Here is a 24,436-nt window from a genome sequence, read left to right on the forward strand (position 1 = left end):
CGGAGGCGGGGCATGCCCCGCCTCTTACACCACATCTCTGCGCGCTACCCTCAATCGGAAACTGCGTCCCAGTTTGAGGCCTCAAAACGGGACGCAGTTTCCGCTTGATCGACCCTCGCCGCCATTCCGTCACTCAGCGGTCCGCACCAGCAGTCTCGTTCACAGAAAATATATGAACAGGTGTTCGATACATACGTATCTACCTGCACCTTTTCTATCGAAAAACTTTGCTACTCCAAAAACTCAATTGCGTCAAGGCTTTTCTTGCCCAACGGTCGGTACCTGATAAACTATTAGGTTGCGATAACTGGCGAAGCTATGCCTCGCCAACCCACCGAGCATTTCCGTGAAGGAGGAAAAACCTGGTGACCTACGCATACACTGCCACTGAGCGCAAGCGCGTCAGCTTCGGGAAAATCCCGGAGGCCATGGAGCTCCCCAACCTTATCTCTGTTCAAAGGGAATCCTTTGAGCGTTTTAAGGACGAGGGCCTTCGTGAGGCGTTCAAGGAATCCAGCCCCATCCAGAGCCAGAACCATGTTCTCGAGGTTACCTTCGGCGAGCATCAGTTCGGCGACCCCGCGCACACCGTCGAGGAGTGCCGCGAGAAGGATATGACCTATCAGGCTCCGCTTCTGACCGACGTCCGTCTCACCAACAAGGAGACCGGCGAGATCAAGGAGCAGCTCGTCTTCATGGGCGACTTCCCCATGATGACTGATCAGGGCACCTTCATCATCAACGGTACCGAGCGTATCGTCGTCTCGCAGCTCGTCCGCTCCCCGGGCGTGTACTACAGCTCCGAGATGGATTCGGGCAAGCAGATCTACAAGGCCCAGATCATCCCGTCCCGCGGTGCCTGGCTTGAGTTTGAGGTCGACAAGCGCGACCAGCTCATGGTCTCCATCGACCGTAAGCGCAAGCAGAGCGCCACGATGTTCCTGCGCGCCCTTGGCATCGCCGTCACCAACGACGACATCATCGAGCTGCTCGGCAACTCCGATGTGATCAAGCGCACCCTGGAGCGCGACACCGCCCTCACCCGCGAGGACGCCCTCATCGAGATCTACCGTCGCCTGCGTCCGGGCGAGCCTCCCACCGTGGATGCTTCCCGCAGCCTGCTCGAGGGCCTGCTCTTCAACCCGCAGCGCTACGATCTGGCCCGCGTCGGTCGCTACAAGGTCAACAAGAAGCTCAACCTCACCACCGAGGAAGAGGTCACGGTGCTCACCGACGAGGATATCGTCGCGACGCTGCGTTACCTGCTGTCCCTCGCTGCCGGCGAGCAGGGCTTCAAGGTCGACGACATCGACCACTTTGGCAACCGCCGCATCCGTACCGTCGGCGAGCTCGTCGCCAACCAGTTCCGTATCGGTATGAGCCGTATGGAGCGCGTCGTCCGTGAGCGCATGAGCTCCCAGGACATCGACGAGATCACCCCGCAGTCGCTCATCAACATCCGCCCGATCGTGGCCTCCATCAAGGAGTTCTTCGGTTCCTCGCAGCTCTCGCAGTTCATGGACCAGGCGAACCCCTTGACCGGTCTGACCCACAAGCGCCGTCTGTCCGCACTCGGCCCTGGTGGTCTTGCCGGCCACAAGTCCGGCTCCAGCCGCCGCACCAACGTGCCGACGGCCGTCCGCGACGTTCACAATTCGCACTACAGCCGCATGTGCCCGATCGAGACCCCCGAAGGCCCCAACATCGGCCTGATCGGCTCGCTCGCCCTCTACGCCCGCGTCAACGAGTATGGCTTCATCGAGGCCCCGTTCCGTCGTGTCGAGAACGGCGTTGCCACCGATCAGATCGACTGGATGACCGCTGACGAGGAAGAGAAGCACGTCATCGCGCCGGCCAACACGCCGCTCGATCCCAAGACCAACGAGTTCATCACGACCGATGCCGAGGGCAAGATCGTTCGTCCGCACACCGTGATCGCCCGTACCCGCGACTTCGACGGCTCCTTCGGCGCTCCCGCCGACGTGCCTGTCGAGGACGTCGACTACATGGACGTCTCGCCGCGTCAGATGCTCTCCGTTGCAGCCACGCTGATTCCGTTCCTCGAGCACGACGACGCCAAGCGTACGCTGATGGGCGCTAACATGCAGCGTCAGGCCGTGCCGCTGGTTCACCCTGCCGCTCCCTATGTCGGTACCGGCATGGAGCGTCGCGCCGCTCTGGACTCCGGCGAGGTCACCCTGGCCAAGAACGCCGGTGAGGTCATCTTTGCCGACGCTGCCAAGATCATCGTCAAGCATGCCGGCGGCATGGACGAGTATCACCTGGCCAAGTACCAGCGCTCCAACCAGTCCACCTGCATCAACCACCGTCCGCTCGTGCGCGTCGGTGACACCGTTGAGCAGGGCGAGCCTCTGGCTGACGGTCCTTCGACCGATCACGGCGAGCTCGCACTGGGCCAGAACCTCACCGTGGCCTACATGCCGTGGGAAGGCTTTAACTACGAGGACGGTATCGTCGTGTCCGAGCGCCTGGTGGCCGAGGACCTGCTGACGACCATCAACATCACCCGTCACGAGATCGACGCCCGCGACACCAAGCTCGGCCCCGAGGAGATCACCCGCGAGATCCCGAACCTATCCGAGGACATGCTTGCCAACCTCGACGAGGACGGCATCATCCGTATCGGCGCCGAGGTCGGCCCTGGCGACATCCTGGTCGGTAAGGTCACGCCTAAGGGCGAGAGCGCTCTGACCGCCGAGGAGCGCCTGCTGCGCGCCATCTTCGGTGCCAAGGCGCACGATGTCCGCGACACCTCCCTTAAGATGCCTCACGGCGCTTACGGCCGCGTCATCGACGTCGTCCGCTTTAGCCGCGAGAACGGCGACGACCTGGCCCCCGGCGTCAACGAGCAGGTGCGCGTCTACGTCGCCCAGCGTCGTAAGATCCAGCAGGGCGATAAGATCGCCGGCCGCCACGGCAACAAGGGTGTTATTTGTAACGTTCTGCCGGTCGAGGACATGCCCTACATGGCTGACGGTACCCCGATCGACGTTATTCTCAACCCGCTGGGCGTTCCTTCGCGTATGAACGTCGGCCAGCTGCTCGAGTGCCACCTTGGCTGGGCTGCTGCCTGCGGTTGGGATACCGAGCAGGCCGACTCCGACAAGTACGTCCCCGGTCCGTTCTTCACCGCCACGCCCGTCTTCGACGGCGCCAAGGAGGACGAGATCGCCGAGGTCATCCGTCGTGCCAACAAGAACATGCTCAACAAGGCCACCGCTGCCTTTGGCGATCACATGCGTCCCGAGTTCGTCACCCAGCTTGACGAGCGCGGCAAGACCCGTCTGTTCGACGGCCGCACCGGCGAGGAGTTCCGCGAGCCCATTACCGTGGGTACGTCCTACATCCTCAAGCTCGGCCACATGGTCGACGACAAGATCCACGCCCGTTCGACCGGCCCTTACAGCCTGGTTACCCAGCAGCCTCTGGGCGGCAAGGCCCAGTTCGGCGGCCAGCGCTTCGGCGAGATGGAAGTTTGGGCACTGTACGCATACGGTGCTTCCAACGTCCTGCAGGAGATCCTGACCGTCAAGTCCGACGATACCGTGGGCCGCGTCAAGACCTACGAGTCCATCGTCAAGGGCGAGAATGTTCCGGTCCCGGGTATCCCCGAGTCCTTCAAGGTTCTCGTCAAGGAGATTCGCTCCCTCGCACTGGACATCGAGCCCATGCACGATGCCGACGAGGACGCCTCCGCCCCCGTGACCGCCGAGGAGACCTCCGCTCTCGACGACCTGGCTGCGCTCGCCGGCGTTGACGCCGACGTCGAGGCCGAGGATGCCGAGACCGCCGAGGCACCCGAGGCTGTCGCCGCCACGACCACTGATAAGGAGTAGTTGACTGTGGCAGATTTCGAAGCTACTGATTTTGACTCGGTAAAGATCTCCCTTGCCTCCGCCGACCAGATCCGTTCCTGGTCGCACGGTGAGGTCAAGAAGCCGGAGACCATCAATTACCGTACCCTCAAGCCCGAGAAGGATGGCCTGTTCTGCGAGAAGATCTTCGGTCCCGCCAAGGACTGGGAGTGCTCCTGCGGCAAGTACAAGGGCATCCGCTTTAAGGGCATCGTCTGCGAGCGCTGCGGCGTCGAGGTCACCTCGGCCAAGGTGCGTCGCGACCGCATGGGCCACATCGAGCTCGCCGCTCCCGTGTCCCACATCTGGTACTTCAAGAGCCCCACGAGCTTCCCGATGAGCCGTATGCTCGACATCAAGTCCAAGGACCTCGAGAAGGTTCTGTACTTTGCCAGCTACATCATCACCGAGGTTGACTATGAGGCCCGCGAGGCCGACGCCGACGACCTGCGCGAGGAGCTCGCCGCCGATCTGGAAGAGATCGATGCCGAGTGCGCCCGCCAGATCGAGTCCCTCAAGGAGCAGGGCGACCCCGAGAACTTTGACGAGTTCTCCGACGAGGAGCCGCTGACCCCCGAGGAGATCGCCTCTGGCATCGTCGACATTGAGGAAGAGTGCAAGGACGAGAAGCAGCTCCGCACGGACGCCTTCAACGCCTTCATGAAGCTCACCGAGCGCGACCTCATCTCCGATGAGCCGCTGTTCCGCGAGATGACCCGCTACTACTCCATGTACTTCAAGGGCGGCATGGGTGCCGAGGCCGTCCGCGACCTGCTCGCTGCCATCGACCTTCCTTCCGAGGCCGAGAAGCTCAAGGCCATCATCGCCGACGAGGACTCCCAGAAGCAGAAGCGCGAGAAGGCCGTCAAGCGCCTCGAGGTCGTTGACGCCTTCCTGAAGGGCGGCAACAGCCCCGCGAACATGATTCTGGACGTCATCCCGGTCATTCCGCCCGATCTGCGCCCGATGGTCCAGCTCGACGGCGGCCGCTTCGCCGCGTCCGACCTCAACGACCTGTATCGTCGCGTGATCAACCGTAACAACCGACTCAAGCGCCTGCTCGACCTGGACGCCCCTGCGATCATCGTGAACAACGAGAAGCGCATGCTCCAGGAGTCCGTGGACGCCCTGTTCGACAACGGCCGTCGTGGTCGCCCGGTCTCTGGCCGTGGCGGTCGCCCGCTCAAGTCGCTCGCCGAGGCCCTCAAGGGCAAGCAGGGTCGTTTCCGTCAGAACCTGCTGGGTAAGCGTGTCGACTACTCCGGCCGTTCGGTTATCGTTACCGACCCCAAGCTGCTGCTGCACCAGTGCGGTCTGCCCAAGACCATGGCGCTGGAGCTCTTCAAGCCCTTCGTCATGAAGCGCCTGGTCGAGCTTGGCAAGGTCGAGAACATCAAGGGCGCCAAGCGCGCTATCGACCGTGGTGCCACCTTTGTGTGGGACATCCTCGAAGAGGTCATCGACGGCCGCGTCGTGCTGCTCAACCGTGCACCGACCCTGCACCGTCTGTCCATCCAGGCCTTTGAGCCGGTGCTGGTCGAGGGCAAGGCTATCCACCTGCACCCGCTGGTCTGCTCGCCCTTCAACGCCGACTTCGACGGCGACCAGATGTCTGTCCACGTGCCGCTGTCCAGCCAGGCTCAGGCCGAGGCTCGCGTGCTCATGCTCTCTGCGAACAACCTGCGCTCGCCGGCATCCGGCAAGCCGGTCAACATCCCCTCGCAGGACATGATCATCGGTGTGTACTACCTGACCCAGGTCCGCGACGGTCTGCCGGGCGAGAACCACGTGTTCTCGAGCTTCGACGACGCGCTGCACGCCTATGACTGCCGCTCCGAGGTCGACATGCAGGCCAAGATCCAGGTCCGCGTGTCCGCCGAGAACGCCAACGTCATCAACGAGGACGGCACCCGTATCTTCCGCGTCAAGAACGGCAAGAACGAGTTTGTTGACTACGACGTCACCGGCAACAAGACCGCGCGCTTCGAGACCTCTATCGGCCGCATCATCTTCAACCGCCAGTGCCTGCCCGAAGACTATGAGTTCATGAACTACAAGATGGTCAAGGGCGACGTGGCTAAGCTGGTTGCGGACTGCTGCGATCGTTACCCCGAGGCCAAGGTCGGCCCGATCCTCGACGCCATCAAGTACTCCGGCTTCCACTACGCTACCCGCGCCGGCCTCACCATCTCGGTGTGGGACGCTCTCATCCCTGCCGAGAAGCAGGGGCTGCTCGACCGCGCCCAGGCCAACGTCGACCAGATCAACGAGTACTTCGAGGAGGGCTTCATCAACGAGACGGAGCGCCACATCGAAGTCGTTAACGAGTGGACCGCTTGTACCGATAAGGTTGCAGCGCTCATGCTCGACATGTTCGACGAGGAGAACCCGCTCTACATGATGGCCGACTCCGGCGCCCGTGGTTCTAAGACCCAGCTGCGTCAGCTCGGCGGCATGCGTGGCCTGATGGCAGACATGTCCGGTGAGACGATCGACCTTCCCATTAAGGCGAACTTCCGCGAGGGCCTGCTGCCGCTCGAGTACTTCATTTCGACCTACGGCGCCCGTAAGGGCCTGGTCGATACCGCATCCCACACCTCGGACTCTGGTTACCTGACCCGTCGTCTGGTCGACGTGGCCCAGGACGTCATCGTCCGCGAGGAGGACTGCGGTACGCACGAGGGCGTCACCTACAACCTCATCATCCCCGGCACCACCGACCTCAACACCGACCTCGTCGGCCGTTGCTTCATTGAGGACGTCGTGGCTCCCGATGGCACCGTGCTCTTTGAGCAGGACGGCTACATCGAGAAGGTCGCCGACATCCAGAAGATGGTCGATGCGGGCCTCAAGAAGGTCAAGCTCCGCGCGCTGCTCACCTGCCGCTCCAAGTACGGCGTGTGCCAGAAGTGCTACGGCTGGGATCTTTCCACCCGTCGTCCGGTCGCCATCGGTACCGCGGTCGGCATTATTGCCGCCCAGTCCATCGGCGAGCCCGGTACGCAGCTTACGATGCGTACCATTCACTCCGGCGGCGTCGCTGGCGTCGACGATATTACGCAGGGTCTGCCTACGGTCAGCCGTATGTTCGATATCGTCGGCAACGTCAACGAGAAGATCCTGGGTCGCGAGGCCGAGCTGGCTCCGTACTCCGGTCACCTCTCGATTAAGCCCGAGAAGTCCGAGTACGTGCTGACGCTCACCGACTCCGAGGATCACACCCGAGTCCTCGACGAGCGTCGCGTCCCCGCTTCGGTGCGCTTTATGCCCGAGATCGAGGACGGCTGCGAGGTTCGCGCCGGCGACCAGATCACCAAGGGCTTCGTCAACTTCCGCAACCTGCGCAAGCTGACCGACATCGAGTCGACGATGCACACCTTCGTCGAGAGCGTTAAGGACGTCTACACCAGCCAGGGCGTCGACCTGAACGACAAGCACATCGAGGTGCTCGCACGTCAGATGCTGCGTCGCGTTCAGATCACCAACCCCGGCGACTCCAAGTACCTGCTTGGTCAGTACGTCGACCGCTACGAGTTCGCCGACGAGGTCGAGCGCGTTGCCCGTCTGGGCGGTCAGGCTCCCGTGGCCGAGCCCGTCATCCTGGGTACGCTCAAGGTCGCGTCCAACATCGACTCCTGGCTGTCGAGCGCTTCGTTCATCCGCACCGCCGGTGTCCTTACCGAGGCTGCCATCGAGGGCAAGGTCGACCACCTGCTCGACCTTAAGTCCAACGTCATCGTCGGTAAGAAGATCCCGGCTGGTACCGGCCTCAAGCCGTATGCCAACGCCAAGCTGACGTATCGTACGGCCGACGGCTACGTGGACATCGATGGCCCGGCTTCGCCCAACGCCAAGTCGCTGCCCGAGTGGGCTCCTGTGGAGCTCAAGGACCTGGACGAGCAGCTCCCGCAGCAGCTCGACTGGGCCGGCTACGACGAGTTCGGTGGTGCTGACGGTTCGTTCACCCGCAACGGCCACACCATCTCCGCCGAGAAGGCTCGCCTGTACCTGTTCGACGACCTGGGCGTGTCGCAGCGCTGGACCAACAAGTTCAGCGAGGTCGGCATCGAGACGGTCGGCGACCTAGTCGGCAAGTCCGAGGAGGATCTGCTGCGCATCGATGGCATCGGTGCCAAGGCGATCGAGGAGCTCCGCGACGGCCTGGAGGCCCACGACCTGCTCTACATCCTCGAGAACAACGACGACGTTGCCGACGAGGAAGACCTCTCGCAGCTGCTGCAGATGGTCTTTAGCCCCGACGGTCCGGACGACATCCTGCTGGGCACCTCCGCCACGCCGACGCATCACGCCGACGCCGACGAGGAGCTCCTGGGCGCCCCGATCGACGACAAGAAGGCTCCCGCCAACGGTGCCATCAACGAGGACATGGCTTCCCTCGACGAGCTGCTCAACCAGCTCGTAGACACCGACGACGCCGAAGAGGCCAAGGACAACGACGAGGAATAATTTCCTAGTACGTTAACCGCCCTTCCAAAGACCCGCTTCCCAACAGGGGAGCGGGTCTTTTTCGTTGAAGAAAACCTGCCAATAAGGGACAGGTTTATTTTGGTCGGCTTTTCATGCTTGAATTTGAAACATTTCGCCCGACAAGAGCGTATCTATGGTGAGGGCCTCATCGAGAACCATTAATGTCACCGGGAGGTGATTATGGAAGAACAAGCTTTTAGACAGGCGGTCGAAGACCACCGGGATGTCGTGTTTCGGATCGCATTGACGTATCTGCGTGATCGCGCTGACGCCGACGATGTCGCTCAAGACGTCTTTCTTAAGTTGCTCAAAAGCGACGCGCAATTTGAAAACTGGGAGCATCTTCGTCGATGGCTTATCCGGGTCACGATCAATGAATGCAAATCGCTCTTTCGAAAGCCGTGGAGGCGCGTGGAGGATATTGAGAATCTGGCCGATTCGCTTTCGACGGCGCAGGAGGAGACCAAGGCGGTCCTGTCAGACGTTATGCGACTTCCGGAGCGATTCCGTGTTCCTATCGTGCTCTATTACTATCTGGGCTTCTCGACTTCAGAAATTGCCGAGTTACTGCATGTGCCAGCCGCGACCGTTCGAACGCGTTTAGCTCGTGGTCGATCGAAGCTCAAATTCATCCTAGAGGAGGGCGACCGTGAAATCCAATCAAATCAAGCAGGCCTTCGAGTCCATCCAAGCCGATAGCGATCTTGCCGACCGTGTTATTGATGCTGCTGCGGGTGAGCCGCTTCATCGAAAGGGCCACGCGAAGCCTCTGTATGTTGCCGTGATCGGATGTCTTGCCGGAGTGCTGGCGACCGGAGGGGTCGCCTACGCCGTCGTCAATTCCAGTTATTTTGCCTCTGCCTGGGGAAACCATGGCAACGGAGAGTCCGTTACCTGGACAAATGGCGGCTCGTCGGGGACGAAATATACCTACACCAGAGAGTTTGGTGATGGTATCGCGCCCCAAAGCCTGGAGGGTGCAGTCCAGAAGGTCAATCTGTCCGTCGAGGGCAACGGCTATACACTCGACATTCATGATATGGCTATCGACCAAAACGGCTGCGGTGCTGTGACGTTTACGCTGTCCAATCCAAATGGTGTTAACTACTACAAGCCGGCAGCAGAGACAGGCGAACTTGTTCTCTATGGTGAAGAAGAACAAGGCATCGGTACACCCAGCATGAACTTCGGCGAGGAATGGGCTGACACACGCAGCACAATTGATAAGGACACATCAAGTGACACGGTCATTAATGGCACGATGTACTTTGCTTCTATGGATCGCGAGCGAGGTTTTCAACATGCGGTCACCTGGAATATCTCGTGGACCGAGGGCGAAGGAGAGGATGCGAAGCCGTTCGAGGCATCGACACCCGAGTTTAGCGTTGGAGCGTACGTCGATACTAAGGAACTCCGCTCCGATGACACGCCTCTCGAGATCAGCCCGTTTTCCATTCAGACGCACATCGATGATCTGGGCATTGACGCAGTCACGAAGAAGTTGACGGTTACCTACAAGGATGGATCGGAGCAGATTATCGAAGATGACGACGCAGGGGCGTTCAACTTATATTTTTCTTATACGCGCAATAGCGGAGAGAACATCTGGGTGCCAACGAAGTTGATTGATGTCGACCAAGTGGTTTCAGTAACGCTCGAAGGCACACGCTGCACTTCAACAGGGGGCGCCGAAACGTCGGAACCCTTTACCATCGTCTATTCGTAAGATTTGGGGCCGCTTTCTACTAGGGGAAGCGGCCTTCTTTGCGGTAAATGGGCGGTTAGACCGCACGATATTCGCCTGCATTCCTGAAGTATGCGGCAAAATCTTGATGGGTCGACCACACCGTATATGCTCAAGCGCTCTACCTGCGGGTTTATTATCGCAAAACCCCGGTGCGCTCGGCGGGTCCAGAATTTGCCGCATACTTCCGAAAGCGCCGCCGATTTCCATGCGACAGGTGAGAGCAGATCACCGTTGGAGCGCGACGTTTCCCCAGATAAAACCGACCAAAATAAACCTGTCCCTTTTTGGCAGGTAACGTTGCCCCGACGAGCACGTCGGATCCCCGGCCCGGGCGGCACAGGGGTTAAGTTTGTCGCGAGTTCCGCACGAGCCGGAGGCCACTTAATGTGGCCTCCGTGCGAGCCAGGACTGTAGAGCAGCAAACTTAACCCCTGTGCCGCCCGGCCCGGGAATCCGCCCCCGCGCACAGGAGGGGATTCCTTTTGTGTAGGCTTTGCGGAAATGTGCCAATTTTGGGATACGCCCGGCGGCGTGGTCTGTTGACGGCACAGCTAACGCCACGTATCCTATCGAACTGCGTGTTTCGTAGGGGATGCTGACCCCTCGATTCAAGCCGTTGCACTTTACAGAAAGCTGGAATCATTCGAGAAGGAGTACGCTTTGCCTACTATTAACCAGCTGGTTCGCCAGGGCCGTCGTTCCGTGCCCAAGAAGTCCAAGAACGCTGCTCTGCAGCACAACTCCCAGAAGCGCGGCGTGTGCACCCGCGTCTTCACCACGAGCCCCAAGAAGCCGAACTCGGCTCTTCGTAAGGTTGCCCGTGTTCGCCTTGTCAACGGCATCGAAGTTACTGCTTACATCCCGGGTGAGGGCCACAACCTGCAGGAGCACTCCATCGTGCTCGTCCGCGGCGGTCGTGTCCGTGACCTCCCTGGTGTCCGTTATCACGTCATCCGTGGCGCCTACGACGCTGCTCCGGTCCAGAACCGTATGCAGGCCCGTTCCAAGTACGGTGCTAAGCGCCCCAAGGCTAAATAAGCCAGATAACGTTTTGATACTTTCGCCGTGTGCCGCCTAAGCGCCGCACGGTAGACACTTAAGGAGATTTCACATGCCGCGTCGTGCAGCAGCTAATCGTCGTGAGGTTCAGCCTGACGCCGTTTACAACAACCGCCTGGTGACTCAGCTCATCAACAAGGTCCTTCTTGACGGCAAGAAGGCCACCGCTGAGCGCATCGTTTACACCGCTTTCGAGATCGTTGCCGAGAAGTCCGAGGGTGGCGACGCTCTCGCTACCTTCAAGAAGGCTATGGACAACGTCAAGCCCACGCTCGAGGTTAAGCCCAAGCGTGTCGGTGGCGCTACCTATCAGGTCCCGATGGAGGTCAACTCCCGTCGTTCCACCGCTCTAGGTATCCGCTGGATCGTCAACTTCTCCCGCGCTCGCAAGGAGAAGACCATGGCCGAGCGTCTCGCCAACGAGATCCTCGACGCTTCCAACGGCCTGGGCGCTTCCGTCAAGAAGCGTGAGGACGTCTTCAAGATGGCCGAGGCCAACCGCGCGTTCTCTCACTATCGTTGGTAAGTTAAGGTAAGGAACTAACATGGCTAAGCCTAAGTACAAGCTTTCCGATACCCGTAACATCGGCATCATGGCTCACATCGATGCCGGTAAGACCACCACGACCGAGCGTATTCTTTACTACACCGGTAAGACCCACAAGATCGGTGAGGTCCATGAGGGCGCTGCCACCATGGACTGGATGGTTCAGGAGCAGGAGCGCGGCGTAACCATTACCTCCGCTGCTACCACGTGCTTCTGGAACAAGGACGGTAAGGACTACCGCATCCAGATCATCGACACCCCGGGCCACGTTGACTTCACCGCCGAGGTCGAGCGCTGCCTGCGCGTCCTCGATGGCGCTGTCGCCGTCTTCGACGCCGTTGCCGGCGTTCAGCCCCAGTCTGAGACCGTTTGGCGTCAGGCTTCTACCTTCAACGTCCCCCGCATCGCCTTCATCAACAAGTATGACCGCGTGGGCGCTGACTTCTTCAACGCTATCGAGACCATGAAGGATCGTCTCGACGCCAACGCCGTGGCCGCTCAGGTCCCGATGGGCGCCGAGGACAACTTCTGGGGCGTCATCGACCTGGTCACCATGACTGCATGGGACTTCAAGGCCGACGAGAAGGGTATGACCTACCCCGAGCCGATGGACGAGATCCCGGCTGAGTTTGCCGACATCGCTGCCACCAAGCGCGAGGAGCTCCTCGACGCTGCTGCCAGCTTTGACGACGAGCTCATGGAGAAGATCCTCATGGAGGAGGACTTCACCGTCGAGGAGCTCAAGGCTGCTCTGCGCAAGGGCGTTCTGGCCAACGAGCTCAACCTCGTCTTCGTGGGTTCCGCCTACAAGAACAAGGGCGTTCAGGAGCTGCTCGACGCTGTCGTCGACTACCTGCCCAGCCCGCTTGACGTCGAGGCCGTCACCGGTACCGATCCGGACACCGGCGAGGAGATTCAGCGTCATCCTTCCTTCGACGAGCCCTTCTCCGGCCTGGTCTTCAAGATCATGACCGACCCGTTCGTCGGTAAGCTCACCTACGTCCGCGTTTACTCCGGCCGCGCCGAGTCCGGCTCCTACGTTGTCAACGCTTCCAACGGTCAGCGCGAGCGCCTCGGCCGCATCCTCGAGATGAACGCCGCCGAGCGTATCGACCGTGACGACGCTGCCGCCGGCGACATCGTCGCTTGCGTCGGCTTCAAGAACTCCACCACCGGTGACACCCTGTGCGCCGAGGGCAAGGAGATCGTCCTCGAGAAGATCGAGTTCGCTAAGCCCGTTATTGACGTTGCCATCGAGCCCAAGACCAAGGCCGAGCAGGACAAGATGTCCCTGGCTCTGACCAAGCTCGCCGAGGAGGACCCGACCTTCCAGGTGTCCACCAACCACGAGACCGGCCAGACCATCATCGCCGGCATGGGCGAGCTGCACCTCGAGATCATCGTCGACCGTCTGCTCCGCGAGTTCAAGGTTGACGCTAACGTTGGTAAGCCCCAGGTTGCCTACCGCGAGACCGCTGGTCACGACGTCGAGAAGGCTGAGGGCAAGTTCGTCCGTCAGTCCGGCGGTCGCGGTCAGTACGGCCACGCCGTCATCAAGCTCGAGAAGATGGAGGAGGGCTTCGGCTACGAGTTCGTCAACGCTATCGTTGGCGGCGTCGTGCCCAAGGAGTACATCCCGTCCATCGACAAGGGCATCCAGGAGGCCCTGAACACCGGTGTTATCGCCGGCTTCCCGGTCCTCGACGTTAAGGTCACCCTGTTCGACGGTTCTTACCACGAGGTCGACTCCTCCGAGGCCGCCTTTAAGATCGCCGGTTCAATGGCTATCAAGGACGCCCTCAAGAAGTCCGACCCGCAGCTGCTCGAGCCGATCATGGCTGTCGAGGTCGAGACCCCCGAGCAGTACATGGGCGACGTTATGGGCAACCTCTCCGGTCGCCGCGGCAAGATCGAGGGCATGGAGGATCGCAAGAACAGCAAGCTCATCCGTGCCAAGGTGCCGCTGGGCGAGATGTTCGGTTACGCTACCGACCTTCGCTCCCAGACCCAGGGCCGTGCATCCTACACGATGCAGTTCGACTCTTATGAGCCCGCGCCCAAGTCCATCGTGGACGAGGTCATGAGCAAGAACGCCTAAGTTCGAGCTCCCTGTTACGTAATCCGCGAGAACATCTCTCGCACTCTTTGGAGGTTTAAGTTGGCTACCCAGAAGATCCGCATTCGCCTCAAGGGCTATGATCACGAGGTCGTCGATCAGTCCGCGAAGCTCATCGTCGAGACCGCTCAGAAGACCGGCGCTCGCGTTTCCGGTCCTGTCCCCCTGCCCACCGAGCGCAACCTGTACACGGTCATCCGCTCGCCGCACGTGAACAAGGACTCCCGTGAGCAGTTCGAGATGCGCACCCACAAGCGCCTCATCGACATCCTTGACCCCACCTCGGGCACCGTTGATTCGCTCATGCGTCTCGACCTCCCCGCTGGCGTCGACATCGACATCAAGCTCTAAGCGATATCGCTCATAGCTTACAGAGCCCCGCTGTCATTACGGCAGCGGGGCTCTTTTGTTTGGCATGATGGGTTTGGATCGCCGGATAAGGCTGCCGAACGGCTGGCTGTGGCGACCTACTCACTCAAGGGGCGCAATGACGCCTCCTCAAAATGGAAGGATCGCAAGCCGTCTTCTGTTTCGATGCACGCGCGACCAAAGGCATCGACGGTTTTAAAGATGCCGCGTGCCAGCTCGTCTCCAGCGGGTGAGCGGGCGATAACGTGCTTCCTAATCCAATTGAGGTGAGCGATATATTCGTCGTGGACGGGCGCGATCGGACCGGCGTCTTTTTCCTTGGCGTTGAGGCGCTCTGCCCAGGCATCTACAGCGTCTATAACTGCGTGATAGACCTCATCGAGGAGCATGTCGACGGCAGGAACGTTCTCGTTAAGGTCCGAGAGGCCAATTGCCGCCAGGCCGCCATCGGGCACCTCTTGGGGCGCATAGTTCACATTGACGCCAATGCCGCATACGGCGAAAGGTTTGCCTTCGTTATCGCGTGCGGCCTCGACCAGAATGCCGCCGAGTTTGCGTTCACGCGCGACCAGGTCGTTGGGCCATTTGAGGCCAATTTCGTTTGCAAGACCCTGTTTTTCGAGCGCCTCGAGCACCGCTAGGCCGCTGACGGCGGCAAGACCAGAGTACTTCGCAGGATTAACGCATGGACGCAGGACAATCGAAAGCAATAGGTTGCCGGCGGTTGAATCCCACTTGTGGCCGCGCCGGCCGCGTCCTGCCGTCTGAGCCTGGGCGGCAAGTCCCGTGCCGTGCGGCGCTCCCTGTTTTCCTGCTTCGAGCAGGTCATCGTTGGTCGATCCGGTTACGTCGACTATCGTTAATTTGGCATCCATTATGGCTGCCACCTCCTTAATGAATAAGTGAATAACGCAATGGTCTCGAGAGATAGACACAATGTGAAGCCTTTGTCGCATTTGGACAATTTAATGTTAACACGTCAACAACGACAAAATTGCGCTATCCTCTCTTGGTCGATGTAAACACGTCAACAACTCAAAGGAGGTTAGTGATGGGTTTCACGATTCTTGGAACAGGCTCGGCGCTTCCTGAGCGCAGTGTTTCCAATGACGAGCTGTCCGAGTTCCTCGATACCTCGGATGAGTGGATTTTTACCCGCACAGGTATCAAGAGCCGCCACGTCTGCACCACCGAGTCACTTGACGACCTTGCCGTAGCGGCGAGCGAGCGGGCACTCCGGGTGTCCGGAATCGACGCGAGCCAGCTGGATCTGATCGTCTGCTCGACGACGACAGGTGATCACCTTGTTCCCGCTGAGGCGTGTGCCGTTGCTGAGCGACTAGGCGCGACGTGCCCTGCCTTCGATGTCTCGGCGGCTTGTGCCGGCTTCGTATTTGCGCTCGATGTCGCCGAGGGCTACATCGCCCGCGGTCGCGCCGAGCACGTGCTGGTCGTTGCCGCCGAGCAGATGACGCGCGCGCTCGATTGGACCGACCGTGCCACGTGCGTGCTCTTTGGCGATGGGGCAGGCGCCGCAGTGATTGGGGCTGGGGGAGACAACCCCCTTGCCGTTGAGCTTTCGACGGCGCCCGACGTCGAGACGTTGCGCGTTCCCGGTCTGGTCGGTACCTCGCCGTTTAAGGCCTCCGCAGATAGCGAGAGCGTGCTGTCCATGAATGGCCGCCGCGTGTTCAAGTTCGGCGTCAACGCCATCTGCGACACGGTCCATAAGCTTGCGAGCGATGCGGGCATTTCGGTCGAAGACATCGATCATTTTGTATTCCATCAGGCTAACGAACGAATCCTGAGTCAGGCGGTCAAGCGCCTCGGCGTGCCAGACGAGCTCATGGTTCGAACGCTGCGGGAGACCGGCAACATTTCGAGCGCCTGCATTCCCTTTGCGCTTGACCGACTGGCACGCACCGACGCACTGAATGTGGGCGACACCATCGCCCTCGTTGGATTTGGCGCCGGCCTGGATATAGGTGGCTATCTGCTTCGTTGGAAGTAGTCGCACATAGGAAATAAAACCGCCCCTAGGGCACAAACAAAGGAGAACTACCATGGCAGATCAGAAGACCTTCGAGCGCGTTTGCGACGTTATCCGCGAGACGGCTGGCCTTGACGACGTCGAGATGAGGCCCGAGTCAACGCTCGAGGAGATTGGTCTCGACAGCCTTGGCACTGTCGAAATCCTCGTCGCCGTCGAGGACGAGTTTGGCATTGAGCTCGATACCGAGGAGAATCCCAAGACGGTCGGCGAGTTCGTCGATACGGTCGAGGCGGCATTGGAGAAGTAGTGATGCTCAAGTCTCCTCTCTGCGATCTGCTCGGCATCGAAAAACCCGTGTTCCAGGGTGGCATGGCCTGGATTGCCGACGCCTCGCTGGCATCTGCCGTGTCCGAGGCAGGCGGCTTAGGGATTATCGCGGCCATGAATGCCGACGCAAACTGGCTGCGCGATCAGATTCACGAGCTGCGCGCCAAGACGGATAAGCCCTTTGGCGTCAACGTTATGCTCATGAGCCCGTTTGTCGACGAGGTCGCACAAGTGGTGATTGATGAGCAGGTGCCCGTTGTGGTGACCGGCGCCGGCAATCCCACCAAGTACATGAAGGCCTGGGGCGATGCGGGCATCAAGGTTATTCCCGTCGTGGCTTCGGTGGCGCTGGCGCGTCTCGTGGCGCGTCGCGGAGCCACTGCCGTGGTTGCCGAGGGTACCGAATCAGGCGGCCATATTGGCGAGACCTCGACGATGGCACTGGTGCCGCAGGTTGTCGATGCGGTCGATATTCCCGTGGTCGCGGCTGGCGGTATCGCCGATGGCCGCGGTGTGGCGGCCGCCTTTATGCTCGGCGCTGCCGGCGTCCAGGTGGGAACACGCTTTCTGGTCGCAAACGAGTGCACCGTATCCGAACAGTACAAAGAGCTGGTGCTCAAGGCAGGCGACACGTCGACGCGCGCGACCGGTCGCTCGACGGGACATCCGGTTCGTGCCCTCAAGAGCCCCTTCACCAACGCGTATGCCAAGAACGAGGCGGCGGGCGCAAGTCCCGAGGAGCTCGGGGCCATGGGCACGGGTGCGCTTCGCAAGGCGGCAAAGGACGGTAATTACGAAGAGGGTTCGTATTTGTGCGGACAGATTGCCGGCATGGTCAACGAGCGCCAGAGCGCTCGCGAAATCGTCGACGATCTGGTCGGCGGCGCCGAGCATGTCCTGAAGGGTGCGTCCGCATGGGTAGCGTAGCGTTTCTGTTTGCCGGTCAGGGTGCCCAGCACCCCGCGATGGGCGTCGACCTCATCGAAGCATCGCCGGCGGCTGCCGAGGTGTTCGCCATTGCCGACGAGGTGCGCCCGGGGACCAGCGAGCAGTGCCGGAGCGCCTCCAAGGAGGAGCTCTCGCAGACCGAGAGCACGCAGCCTTGCGTGTTCGTGCACGACTTGGCTGTCGCCGTCGCCCTGCGCGAGCGCGGCGTGGTGCCTGCCGCCTGTGCGGGATTCTCGCTGGGCGAGGTCGCTGCACTCACCTTTGCGGGGGCATTCGATACGCGAGCGGGTTTTGAGCTCGTATGTGAGCGCGCGGCATTGATGGCCACGGCGGCCGAGCGTCACCCCGGTGGCATGCGCGCCGTCATCAAACTCGATGCGGCGCAGGTCGAGGGCTTGGCAAAACAGGCCGGCGAGGACTGCTGGCCGGTCAACTACAACAGCCCCCAGCAGACGGTTGTGGCCGGAGCGCCCGAGGCGCTGCAGGAGCTCGACGTTCTAGTGAAAGAGGCTGGCGGTCGCGCCATGAAGGTCGCGGTGTCGGGTGCATTCCATAGCCCCTATATGGCCGAGGCGACCTGTGGCCTTGCTGCATATATCGAGGCCGGTCACGCGCCGTCCCCGCTGCTCATTCCTGTTATGGCAAATATGACAGCGGCGCCCTATCCGGCCGACCCGCAGGCGGCAGCGGAGATGCTTGCCAACCAGGTGAGTCATGCCGTGCGCTGGGTCGACACGCTGCATGCTCTGCAGGATCAAGGCATCGATACGTTTATTGAGGTCGGCCCTGGCAAAACGCTGTCCGGCTTGGTCAAGCGTACGTTGAGCGACGTTCGCGTGTATTCGTGCGAAACGGCAGAACAGGTCGCAGCTATTGCCAACGAGCTCGCATAGCCCATAGGGCTGTAACCCGAAAGGAATGACATGGGCAACTTGAACAACGGCGCGCTCGAGCGCATCGACTCGCGTCGCGTGGCGCTGGTCACGGGCGCCTCGCGCGGTATCGGTCGCGCTTGTGCCGTGGGCCTGGCGGAGGACGGCTTTGATATCGCCGTCATCTATGCCGGAAGCGTCGATGCGGCGCGTGAGACGTGCGAAGCCTGCGAGGCGGCTGGCGCCACGGCGCGCGCATATCAATGTGACGTGGCCGAGCCCGATGCCGTCAACGCGTGCGTGGAGACGGTCCTCAACGACTTTGGCTCCATTTGGGCGCTTGTCAACAACGCCGGCATCACCCGCGATGGCCTGCTCATGCGTATGGGCGACGATGCCTTCGACCGCGTGCTCGATGTCAATCTCAAGGGCACATTCAACACGACGCGCGCGCTCACCAAGACCTTTATGCGTCAGCGCGGCGGTTGCGTCATCAACATGAGCTCGGTCGTGGGCCTAATGGGCAATGCCGGGCAAGCCAACTACGCTGCCTCCAAGGCGGGCGTGATAGGGCTTACCAAGGCGGTGGCACGCGAGCTTGCGCCCCGCGGCGTGAGGGTTAATGCGGTCGCTCCCGGGTTTGTCGAAACAGATATGACGGCAAAGCTCTCGGAGAAGGTGCGTGCGGCAACCGAGGAACAGATTCCCCTTAAGCGCATGGCACGCCCCGAGGAAGTGGCCGGCGTGGTGCGCTTTTTGGCGAGTGATGCGGCTGCCTACATTACGGGTGAGGTCGTGCGCGTCGACGGCGGAATGGCGATGTAGAAACCAGGGCCGAAGAACGGCTTGAATGAGGAGAGCATGATGGAACAGAGAGTTGCAATCACCGGCATCGGTGCCGTGTCGCCGCTTGGCAACACCGCGCTTGCCACCTGGGCGGCCATGTGTGCCGGGACCTGTGGCATCGGCCCGATTACGCACTTCGATACGGATGCGTTTGCCGTCAAGGTGGCGGCCGAGGTCAAGGGCTTTGACGGCAACGACTACTTTGGCAAGCACGATGCCAAGCACTTAGACCCCTGCGTTCAGTTTGCACTGGCGGCGTCGGACGAGGCCATGCACGATGCGGGCTTTGATGTCGAAGGCGCCATCGATCGCGAGCGCCTGGGCGTCTACGTGGGTTCAGGCGTGGGCGGCATGCAGACGCTTGTCGACAACGTCCATACGATTGCCGACCGTGGGCCCCGCCGCGCATCGCCTTACATGATTGCGATGATGATTCCCAATATGGCTTCGGGCAATATCGCGATCCGCCACAAGGCAAAAGGCCCGACCCTGCCCGTGGTGACCGCGTGCGCGACCTCGGCTCATGCCGTGGGCGAGGCGTTCCGCGCCATCAAGCATGGCTATGCCGATGCGATTCTCGCCGGCGGTGCCGAGGCGGCCATCATCCCCGATGCCGTTGCGGGCTTTACGTCCTGCCGTGCACTCACTACCAATCCCGATCCTGCGACGGCTTGTCGTCCGTTCGATGCAGACCGCGACGGCTTTGTGATGGGCGAGGGCGCCTGCGTGCTCGTGCTCGAGAGCATGGAACATGCGCAGGCGCGCGGTGCGCACATTTACGCCGAGGTCGTGGGCTACGGCAACACCGATGATGCCTATCACATCACGAGCCCCGATCCCGAGGCTGCCGGCATTGCCCGTGCGATATCGCTGGCGGTGGCCGAGGGCGACGTTAAGCCTTCCGAGGGCCTCTACATCAACGCTCACGGCACCTCGACTAAACTCAACGATTCGTCCGAGACGGCGGGCATTAAGCGTGCGCTCGGCGAGGACGCGGCGCGCGCGGCGCACGTCTCGTCGACCAAGTCGATGACCGGCCACATGATCGGTGCTACGGGTGCCATCGAGGTCATGGCCTGTGCCATGGCGCTCGAGCAGGGCGTGGTGCCCCCGACCATTAACTACCACACGCCCGATCCCGCCTGCGATCTTGACTACACGCCTAATCGAGCGGTTCGCGCCGACCTTACCTGGGCGCTTTCGACCAACCTGGGCTTTGGCGGGCACAACGCCGCCATCGCGCTGCGTAGATATACGAGGAGCTAGAGCATGGATTCCAAAAGACTTGCCGAGATAGCCGATGTTATGGAGGACCGCGGCCTCACGCGCGTGCGTGTTGAGGAGCCCGATGGCACCGCGGTCGAGCTCGAGCGCGCGAGTGCGGCGCAGCCGGTTGCCGTGCCCATGCCTATGCCGAGTGCCATGGCCGCTCCAGTTGCAGCTCCCGCAGTCGCGCCTGCCGCACCGGAACCCGCCGCGCAGACACCTGCCGCCGCGCCGGAGCCTAAGGGCACCGAGGTGACCGCTCCCATGGTCGGCGTTTTCTATGCTGCCCCGGCGCCGGGCGACGAGCCGTTTGTGCACGTGGGCTCCAAGGTCAAGGCCGGCGAGACCCTCTGCATCATCGAGGCCATGAAGGTCCTCAACGAGGTGACGGCCGAGGCAGACGGTGAGGTGCTCGAGATCTGCGTGGCCGACGGCGACCTCGTGGAGTTCGGCAGTTGCCTTATGAGGATCGGATAGGTGATATCCATGAACAAAGAAGAGCTTAAAGAACTGTTACCGCATCGCGAGCCGATGCTTTTGCTCGACGAAGCCGAGCTGGTGGGCGACGAGGCCCACGGCAAGATCACGATTACAGGCGACGAGTACTTTTTGCAGGGACATTTTCCGGGAAACCCGGTCGTTCCCGGCGTGATTCAGTGCGAGATGCTCGCCCAGAACTGCTGCGTGCTGCTGATGGGCGATGAGGAGGCGCGCGGCGCGACGCCGTTCTACACGAGTCTGGACAAGGTGCGCTTTAAGCGTCCGGTGCGCCCGGGCGACACGGTGGATCTAGTGTGCTCCATCACGCGTGCGCGCGGGCCGTTCCGCTTTGCGACGGGTACTGCGAGCGTCAACGGTGAGGTTTGCTGCCGCGCCGATATGTCTTTTGCACTCATGCACGAAAGTTAAGGAAGGCTCCATGTTCGACAAAGTGCTCATCGCCAACCGCGGCGAAGTCGCGGTCCGTGTTATCCGCGCGTGCCGCGATATGGGCATCAAGACCGTCGCCGTTTATTCCACGGCCGATGCGGACGCGCTACACGTGCAGCTTGCCGACGAGGCGTATTGCATCGGCGGCCCGCGTCTTGCCGAGAGCTACCTCAACGACGATGCCGTGCTCACCTGTGCCGTAAAGTCGGGGGCAAAGGCGATCCATCCCGGCTATGGCTTCTTTTCCGAGAAGGCGAGCTTCGTGCGCGACTGCGACAAGTTCGGTCTGGCGTTTGTCGGTCCTTCGGCCGAGGTGATCGACAGCATGGGCGACAAGGACGCTGCACGCCGAACGGCCGCCGCGGCGGGCGTGCCTATCGTGCCGGGCTGCGATTTGCTCAAAAGTCCCGAGGAGGCAACGGCCGAGGCTGAGCGCATTGGCTGCCCCGTGCTTATTAAGGCGCGTGCGGGTGGAGGCGGCCGCGGTATTCGCAAGGTCGAGCGCGTGGAAGATGCGGCAAAGGCGTTCATCGAGGCGCGTGCCGAGGGCGAGGCCGTTTTTGGCGACGGCGAGTGCTACATGGAGAAGTTCGTCGCGCCGGCGCATCACGTTGAGGTGCAGATTATGGCCGATAAGCAGGGCCATGTGTTTTCGCTCGGCGAGCGCGAGTGCTCGGTGCAGCGCCGCAACCAAAAGCTGATCGAGGAGAGCCCCGCGCCGTGCCTCGACGGACGCGATGATATTCGCGCGCGCATGCACAAGGCCGCGCGCGACCTGGCTCGTGCCGTCGGCTATGAGGGTGCCGGCACCATTGAGTTTTTGTACTCAGATGACGGTAATTTCTACTTTATGGAAATGAACACGCGCCTGCAGGTTGAGCATCCGGTCACGGAGTTTGTGACCGATACCGACTTGGTCAAGTGGCAGCTGCGCGTGGCAGCCGGCCAGCCTCTGCCCTTTGAGCAGGAGGACATGCCGGTGCGCAACCACGCCATGGAGTGCCGCATCAATGCCGAAACGCCGGACTTTCTGCCGTCATGCGGAACGGTCACCGCGTTGCGTGTGCCGGGTGGTCCGCGCGTGCGCTGGGATTCGGCCATGTTTACCGGAGCGAACGTTCCGCCGTACTACGACTCCATGCTCGGCAAGCTCATCGTGTGCGCGCCCACGCGTGACGGTGCCATTCGCAAGATGCGCTCGGCCCTGGGCGAGCTCGTGATTGAGGGCGTGAGCGAAAATAGCGAGCTTCAGCTCGACGTGCTGGCAAACGACGAGTTCTTGTCGGGCATGTACCACACCGATCTGATGGGGCATCTCTATGCTGATGAATAGAAAAGCGAAGGCGGTCAATGTTCTTGAGGGGCCGATGACCGAGTCGTGCGCCGAGTTTCCCGCGCGCCACGTGTTTATCAAGTGTCCGGAGTGCCGCCGTGTGATCGATGAGGCACGCCTGCACGACAACCTCGAGGTGTGCCCCCGTTGCGGCAAACACTTTCGCGTGAGCGGTCGCGCGCGCATGCGCATGACGGTCGACGAGGGCACGTTTGAGGAATGGGATGCCAATCTGGCGTCGGAGGACTTCCTCTCGTTTCCCGGCTATGCCGATAAGCTCAAGGGCACGGTCGAGCGTTCGGGTGAGCGCGATGCCGTTGTGTGCGGCAGGGGCAAAATCTGCGGTTGCGATACGGCACTCTTCTTTATGGACGCCAACTTTATGATGGGCTCGATGGGTTCCGTGGTGGGCGAGAAGATCTGTCGTACATTTGAGCGTGCGACCGAGCTGGGATTGCCAGTTGTCGGCTTTACCGTTTCGGGCGGCGCGCGCATGCAAGAGGGCGTGACATCGCTGATGCAGATGGCCAAGATTTCTGCGGCGGTTAGGCGCCACAGCGAGGCGGGCGGTCTGTATATCACGGTGCTCACCGACCCCACGACCGGAGGCGTAACCGCGAGCTTTGCCATGGAGGGCGACATTATCCTGGCCGAGCCCGATGCCCTGACGGCATTTGCCGGCCCGCGCGTGATCGAGCAGAACATGCACAAGCGCCTGCCCAAGGGATTCCAGCGCTCCGAGTTTTTGCTGGAGCACGGCTTTTGCGATGCCGTTGTTCCGCGTGGCGAGATTGCGCTCACGATAGGCGAGCTGCTGGCACTGCACGAAGGGCACGCGCCCGGCCTGGGGGCACCGCATGAAATCGTGCATACGGGTCGCCGCGGCAAAAAGCTGGGACACTTGTTCAAGCGCTCGTCGGCACCAAAAACCGCGTTCGAGATTGTCAGGCAGACCCGCTCGGCAGATCGCGTCACGGCAGGCGAGATGATCTCGCTGGGCCTGGATGGATTTGTGGAGCTGCACGGCGACCGTTACTTTGGCGACGACGCCGCTGTGGTGGCCGGCATTGGTTGGAAAGACGGACGCCCCGTAACGGTCATCGCCATCGAGCGCGGTACCACGACCAAAGAGCGTATGCGCCGCAACTTTGGCATGGCGCATCCCGAGGGCTACCGCAAGGCGCGGCGCCTTATGCGCCAAGCCGAAAAGTTTGGTCGACCGGTTCTGTGCCTGGTCGATACTTCGGGCGCGTTTTGCGGCATCGGTGCCGAGGAGCGCGGCCAGGGCGAGGCGATTGCCCAGAATCTCATGGAGATGAGCGGTCTTAAGACGCCGATTGTCTCGGTGGTGACAGGCGAGGGCGGCTCCGGTGGCGCGCTGGCGCTGTCCGTGGCCGACCGCATCCTGATGCTCTCGAGCTCGGCCTATTCGGTCGTGAGCCCCGAGGCCTGTGCGTCGATCCTGTGGAAGGATACCGAGCGCGCGAATGAGGCCGCCGAGGCGCTGAAGCTCACGGCTCCCGATCTGTTGGCGCTCGGCATTATCGACGGCATTATTGACGATAGGGGCCTGTCGCATGAGGAGATCGCCGGTTCCGTCATGTCCTCGGCATTTGATGCCTTCGATACGCTTGGGCGGCTCGATGACATGACCCTCACAAACCTCCGCTACGAAAAGTACCGCACAATCGGTCAGTACCACACGATGTGACAAAGGAAA

Annotated in this window: 19 protein-coding genes; 18 read left to right on the plus strand and 1 reads right to left on the minus strand. The window is 61.3% G+C overall.

What is annotated here, in order from left to right; translation table 11 throughout:
- The first annotated feature begins 428 nt into the window (after window positions 1-428).
- The 8 genes from DW754_RS09100 (at window position 429) to rpsJ (ending at window position 14,183) form a co-directional block, all read left to right on the plus strand.
- Window positions 429-3,857, plus strand: a complete 3,429-nt coding sequence (locus tag DW754_RS09100; protein WP_006235007.1) for a DNA-directed RNA polymerase subunit beta — start codon at window positions 429-431, stop codon at window positions 3,855-3,857.
- A 6-nt stretch (window positions 3,858-3,863) separates the two neighbouring features.
- Entirely contained in the window at window positions 3,864-8,342 is a 4,479-nt protein-coding gene (locus tag DW754_RS09105; protein ID WP_199411484.1) for a DNA-directed RNA polymerase subunit beta', read from the plus strand.
- A 201-nt stretch (window positions 8,343-8,543) separates the two neighbouring features.
- Window positions 8,544-9,062 carry an RNA polymerase sigma factor gene (locus DW754_RS09110; protein WP_233508924.1) on the plus strand — a complete coding sequence of 173 codons (519 nt, stop codon included), beginning with the start codon at window positions 8,544-8,546 and terminating at the stop codon, window positions 9,060-9,062.
- Window positions 9,013-10,089 carry a DUF4179 domain-containing protein gene (locus DW754_RS09115; protein WP_117759494.1) on the plus strand — a complete coding sequence of 359 codons (1,077 nt, stop codon included), beginning with the start codon at window positions 9,013-9,015 and terminating at the stop codon, window positions 10,087-10,089. Before DW754_RS09110 ends, DW754_RS09115 begins: the two co-directional genes overlap by 50 nt.
- Window positions 10,090-10,770: 681 nt before the next feature.
- Window positions 10,771-11,148 (plus strand): 30S ribosomal protein S12, encoded by a 378-nt coding sequence (gene rpsL, locus DW754_RS09120; protein WP_006235012.1) that lies wholly within the window; start codon window positions 10,771-10,773, stop codon window positions 11,146-11,148.
- 73 nt (window positions 11,149-11,221) lie between these two features.
- Window positions 11,222-11,695, plus strand: a complete 474-nt coding sequence (gene rpsG / locus DW754_RS09125; protein ID WP_006235013.1) for a 30S ribosomal protein S7 — start codon at window positions 11,222-11,224, stop codon at window positions 11,693-11,695.
- Between the two features lie 19 nt (window positions 11,696-11,714).
- Window positions 11,715-13,814 (plus strand): elongation factor G, encoded by a 2,100-nt coding sequence (gene fusA / locus DW754_RS09130; RefSeq protein ID WP_022094183.1) that lies wholly within the window; start codon window positions 11,715-11,717, stop codon window positions 13,812-13,814.
- Window positions 13,815-13,874: 60 nt separating this feature from the next.
- A complete protein-coding gene (gene rpsJ, locus DW754_RS09135; protein ID WP_022094184.1) occupies window positions 13,875-14,183 on the plus strand; it encodes a 30S ribosomal protein S10 in 309 nt (102 codons plus the stop codon).
- Window positions 14,184-14,299: 116 nt separating this feature from the next.
- Here the strand turns inward: rpsJ and DW754_RS09140 are convergent, their stop codons facing one another.
- A complete protein-coding gene (locus tag DW754_RS09140; protein ID WP_158561646.1) occupies window positions 14,300-15,076 on the minus strand; it encodes a biotin--[acetyl-CoA-carboxylase] ligase in 777 nt (258 codons plus the stop codon).
- A gap of 176 nt (window positions 15,077-15,252) precedes the next feature.
- Between DW754_RS09140 and DW754_RS09145 the strand changes: the two genes are divergently transcribed.
- The 10 genes from DW754_RS09145 to accD are packed head-to-tail and all read left to right on the plus strand — an operon-like array spanning window position 15,253 to window position 24,427.
- A complete protein-coding gene (locus DW754_RS09145) occupies window positions 15,253-16,212 on the plus strand; it encodes a 3-oxoacyl-ACP synthase III family protein (RefSeq protein WP_117759498.1) in 960 nt (319 codons plus the stop codon).
- A 52-nt stretch (window positions 16,213-16,264) separates the two neighbouring features.
- On the plus strand, window positions 16,265-16,501 hold the full coding sequence (locus DW754_RS09150) for an acyl carrier protein (RefSeq protein ID WP_117759500.1): 237 nt from the start codon (window positions 16,265-16,267) through the stop codon (window positions 16,499-16,501).
- Between the two features lie 2 nt (window positions 16,502-16,503).
- Window positions 16,504-17,448 carry an enoyl-[acyl-carrier-protein] reductase FabK gene (fabK, locus tag DW754_RS09155; protein WP_117759502.1) on the plus strand — a complete coding sequence of 315 codons (945 nt, stop codon included), beginning with the start codon at window positions 16,504-16,506 and terminating at the stop codon, window positions 17,446-17,448.
- Window positions 17,436-18,362 (plus strand): ACP S-malonyltransferase, encoded by a 927-nt coding sequence (locus DW754_RS09160; protein WP_117759504.1) that lies wholly within the window; start codon window positions 17,436-17,438, stop codon window positions 18,360-18,362. The genes fabK and DW754_RS09160 overlap by 13 nt, the downstream gene beginning before the upstream one ends.
- 30 nt (window positions 18,363-18,392) lie before the next feature.
- Complete coding sequence (fabG, locus tag DW754_RS09165) at window positions 18,393-19,166, plus strand: 3-oxoacyl-[acyl-carrier-protein] reductase (RefSeq protein WP_117759506.1); 774 nt, start codon at window positions 18,393-18,395, stop codon at window positions 19,164-19,166.
- Between the two features lie 39 nt (window positions 19,167-19,205).
- Window positions 19,206-20,453: a beta-ketoacyl-ACP synthase II gene (fabF, locus tag DW754_RS09170; protein WP_117759508.1), complete on the plus strand. Its 1,248-nt coding sequence runs from the start codon at window positions 19,206-19,208 to the stop codon at window positions 20,451-20,453.
- A 3-nt stretch (window positions 20,454-20,456) separates the two neighbouring features.
- On the plus strand, window positions 20,457-20,930 hold the full coding sequence (accB, locus tag DW754_RS09175) for an acetyl-CoA carboxylase biotin carboxyl carrier protein (RefSeq protein WP_117759510.1): 474 nt from the start codon (window positions 20,457-20,459) through the stop codon (window positions 20,928-20,930).
- Window positions 20,931-20,939: 9 nt separating this feature from the next.
- On the plus strand, window positions 20,940-21,362 hold the full coding sequence (fabZ, locus tag DW754_RS09180; RefSeq protein ID WP_006235025.1) for a 3-hydroxyacyl-ACP dehydratase FabZ: 423 nt from the start codon (window positions 20,940-20,942) through the stop codon (window positions 21,360-21,362).
- 10 nt (window positions 21,363-21,372) lie between these two features.
- Window positions 21,373-22,716, plus strand: a complete 1,344-nt coding sequence (locus DW754_RS09185) for an acetyl/propionyl/methylcrotonyl-CoA carboxylase subunit alpha (protein ID WP_117759512.1) — start codon at window positions 21,373-21,375, stop codon at window positions 22,714-22,716.
- Window positions 22,703-24,427 (plus strand): acetyl-CoA carboxylase, carboxyltransferase subunit beta, encoded by a 1,725-nt coding sequence (accD, locus tag DW754_RS09190; RefSeq protein ID WP_117759514.1) that lies wholly within the window; start codon window positions 22,703-22,705, stop codon window positions 24,425-24,427. The genes DW754_RS09185 and accD overlap by 14 nt, the downstream gene beginning before the upstream one ends.
- The last annotated feature ends 9 nt before the right edge of the window (window positions 24,428-24,436 follow it).

It is taken from the genome of Collinsella sp. AM29-10AC (assembly GCF_003469085.1).
In the GTDB taxonomy this organism is placed as follows: domain Bacteria; phylum Actinomycetota; class Coriobacteriia; order Coriobacteriales; family Coriobacteriaceae; genus Collinsella.

Bases quoted from the DNA above. Each gene is read 5' to 3' on its own strand.
- DW754_RS09100 (WP_006235007.1), top strand. From the start codon at position 429: ATGGAGCTCCCCAACCTTATCTCTGTTCAAAGGGAATCCTTTGAGCGT.
- DW754_RS09110 (WP_233508924.1), top strand. From the start codon at position 8,544: ATGGAAGAACAAGCTTTTAGACAGGCGGTCGAAGACCACCGGGATGTC.
- rpsG (WP_006235013.1), top strand. From the start codon at position 11,222: ATGCCGCGTCGTGCAGCAGCTAATCGTCGTGAGGTTCAGCCTGACGCC.
- fusA (WP_022094183.1), top strand. From the start codon at position 11,715: ATGGCTAAGCCTAAGTACAAGCTTTCCGATACCCGTAACATCGGCATC.
- DW754_RS09140 (WP_158561646.1), bottom strand. From the start codon at position 15,076: ATGGATGCCAAATTAACGATAGTCGACGTAACCGGATCGACCAACGAT.
- DW754_RS09145 (WP_117759498.1), top strand. From the start codon at position 15,253: ATGGGTTTCACGATTCTTGGAACAGGCTCGGCGCTTCCTGAGCGCAGT.
- DW754_RS09150 (WP_117759500.1), top strand. From the start codon at position 16,265: ATGGCAGATCAGAAGACCTTCGAGCGCGTTTGCGACGTTATCCGCGAG.
- fabK (WP_117759502.1), top strand. From the start codon at position 16,504: ATGCTCAAGTCTCCTCTCTGCGATCTGCTCGGCATCGAAAAACCCGTG.
- DW754_RS09160 (WP_117759504.1), top strand. From the start codon at position 17,436: ATGGGTAGCGTAGCGTTTCTGTTTGCCGGTCAGGGTGCCCAGCACCCC.
- fabG (WP_117759506.1), top strand. From the start codon at position 18,393: ATGGGCAACTTGAACAACGGCGCGCTCGAGCGCATCGACTCGCGTCGC.
- fabF (WP_117759508.1), top strand. From the start codon at position 19,206: ATGGAACAGAGAGTTGCAATCACCGGCATCGGTGCCGTGTCGCCGCTT.
- accB (WP_117759510.1), top strand. From the start codon at position 20,457: ATGGATTCCAAAAGACTTGCCGAGATAGCCGATGTTATGGAGGACCGC.
- fabZ (WP_006235025.1), top strand. From the start codon at position 20,940: ATGAACAAAGAAGAGCTTAAAGAACTGTTACCGCATCGCGAGCCGATG.
- DW754_RS09185 (WP_117759512.1), top strand. From the start codon at position 21,373: ATGTTCGACAAAGTGCTCATCGCCAACCGCGGCGAAGTCGCGGTCCGT.
- accD (WP_117759514.1), top strand. From the start codon at position 22,703: ATGCTGATGAATAGAAAAGCGAAGGCGGTCAATGTTCTTGAGGGGCCG.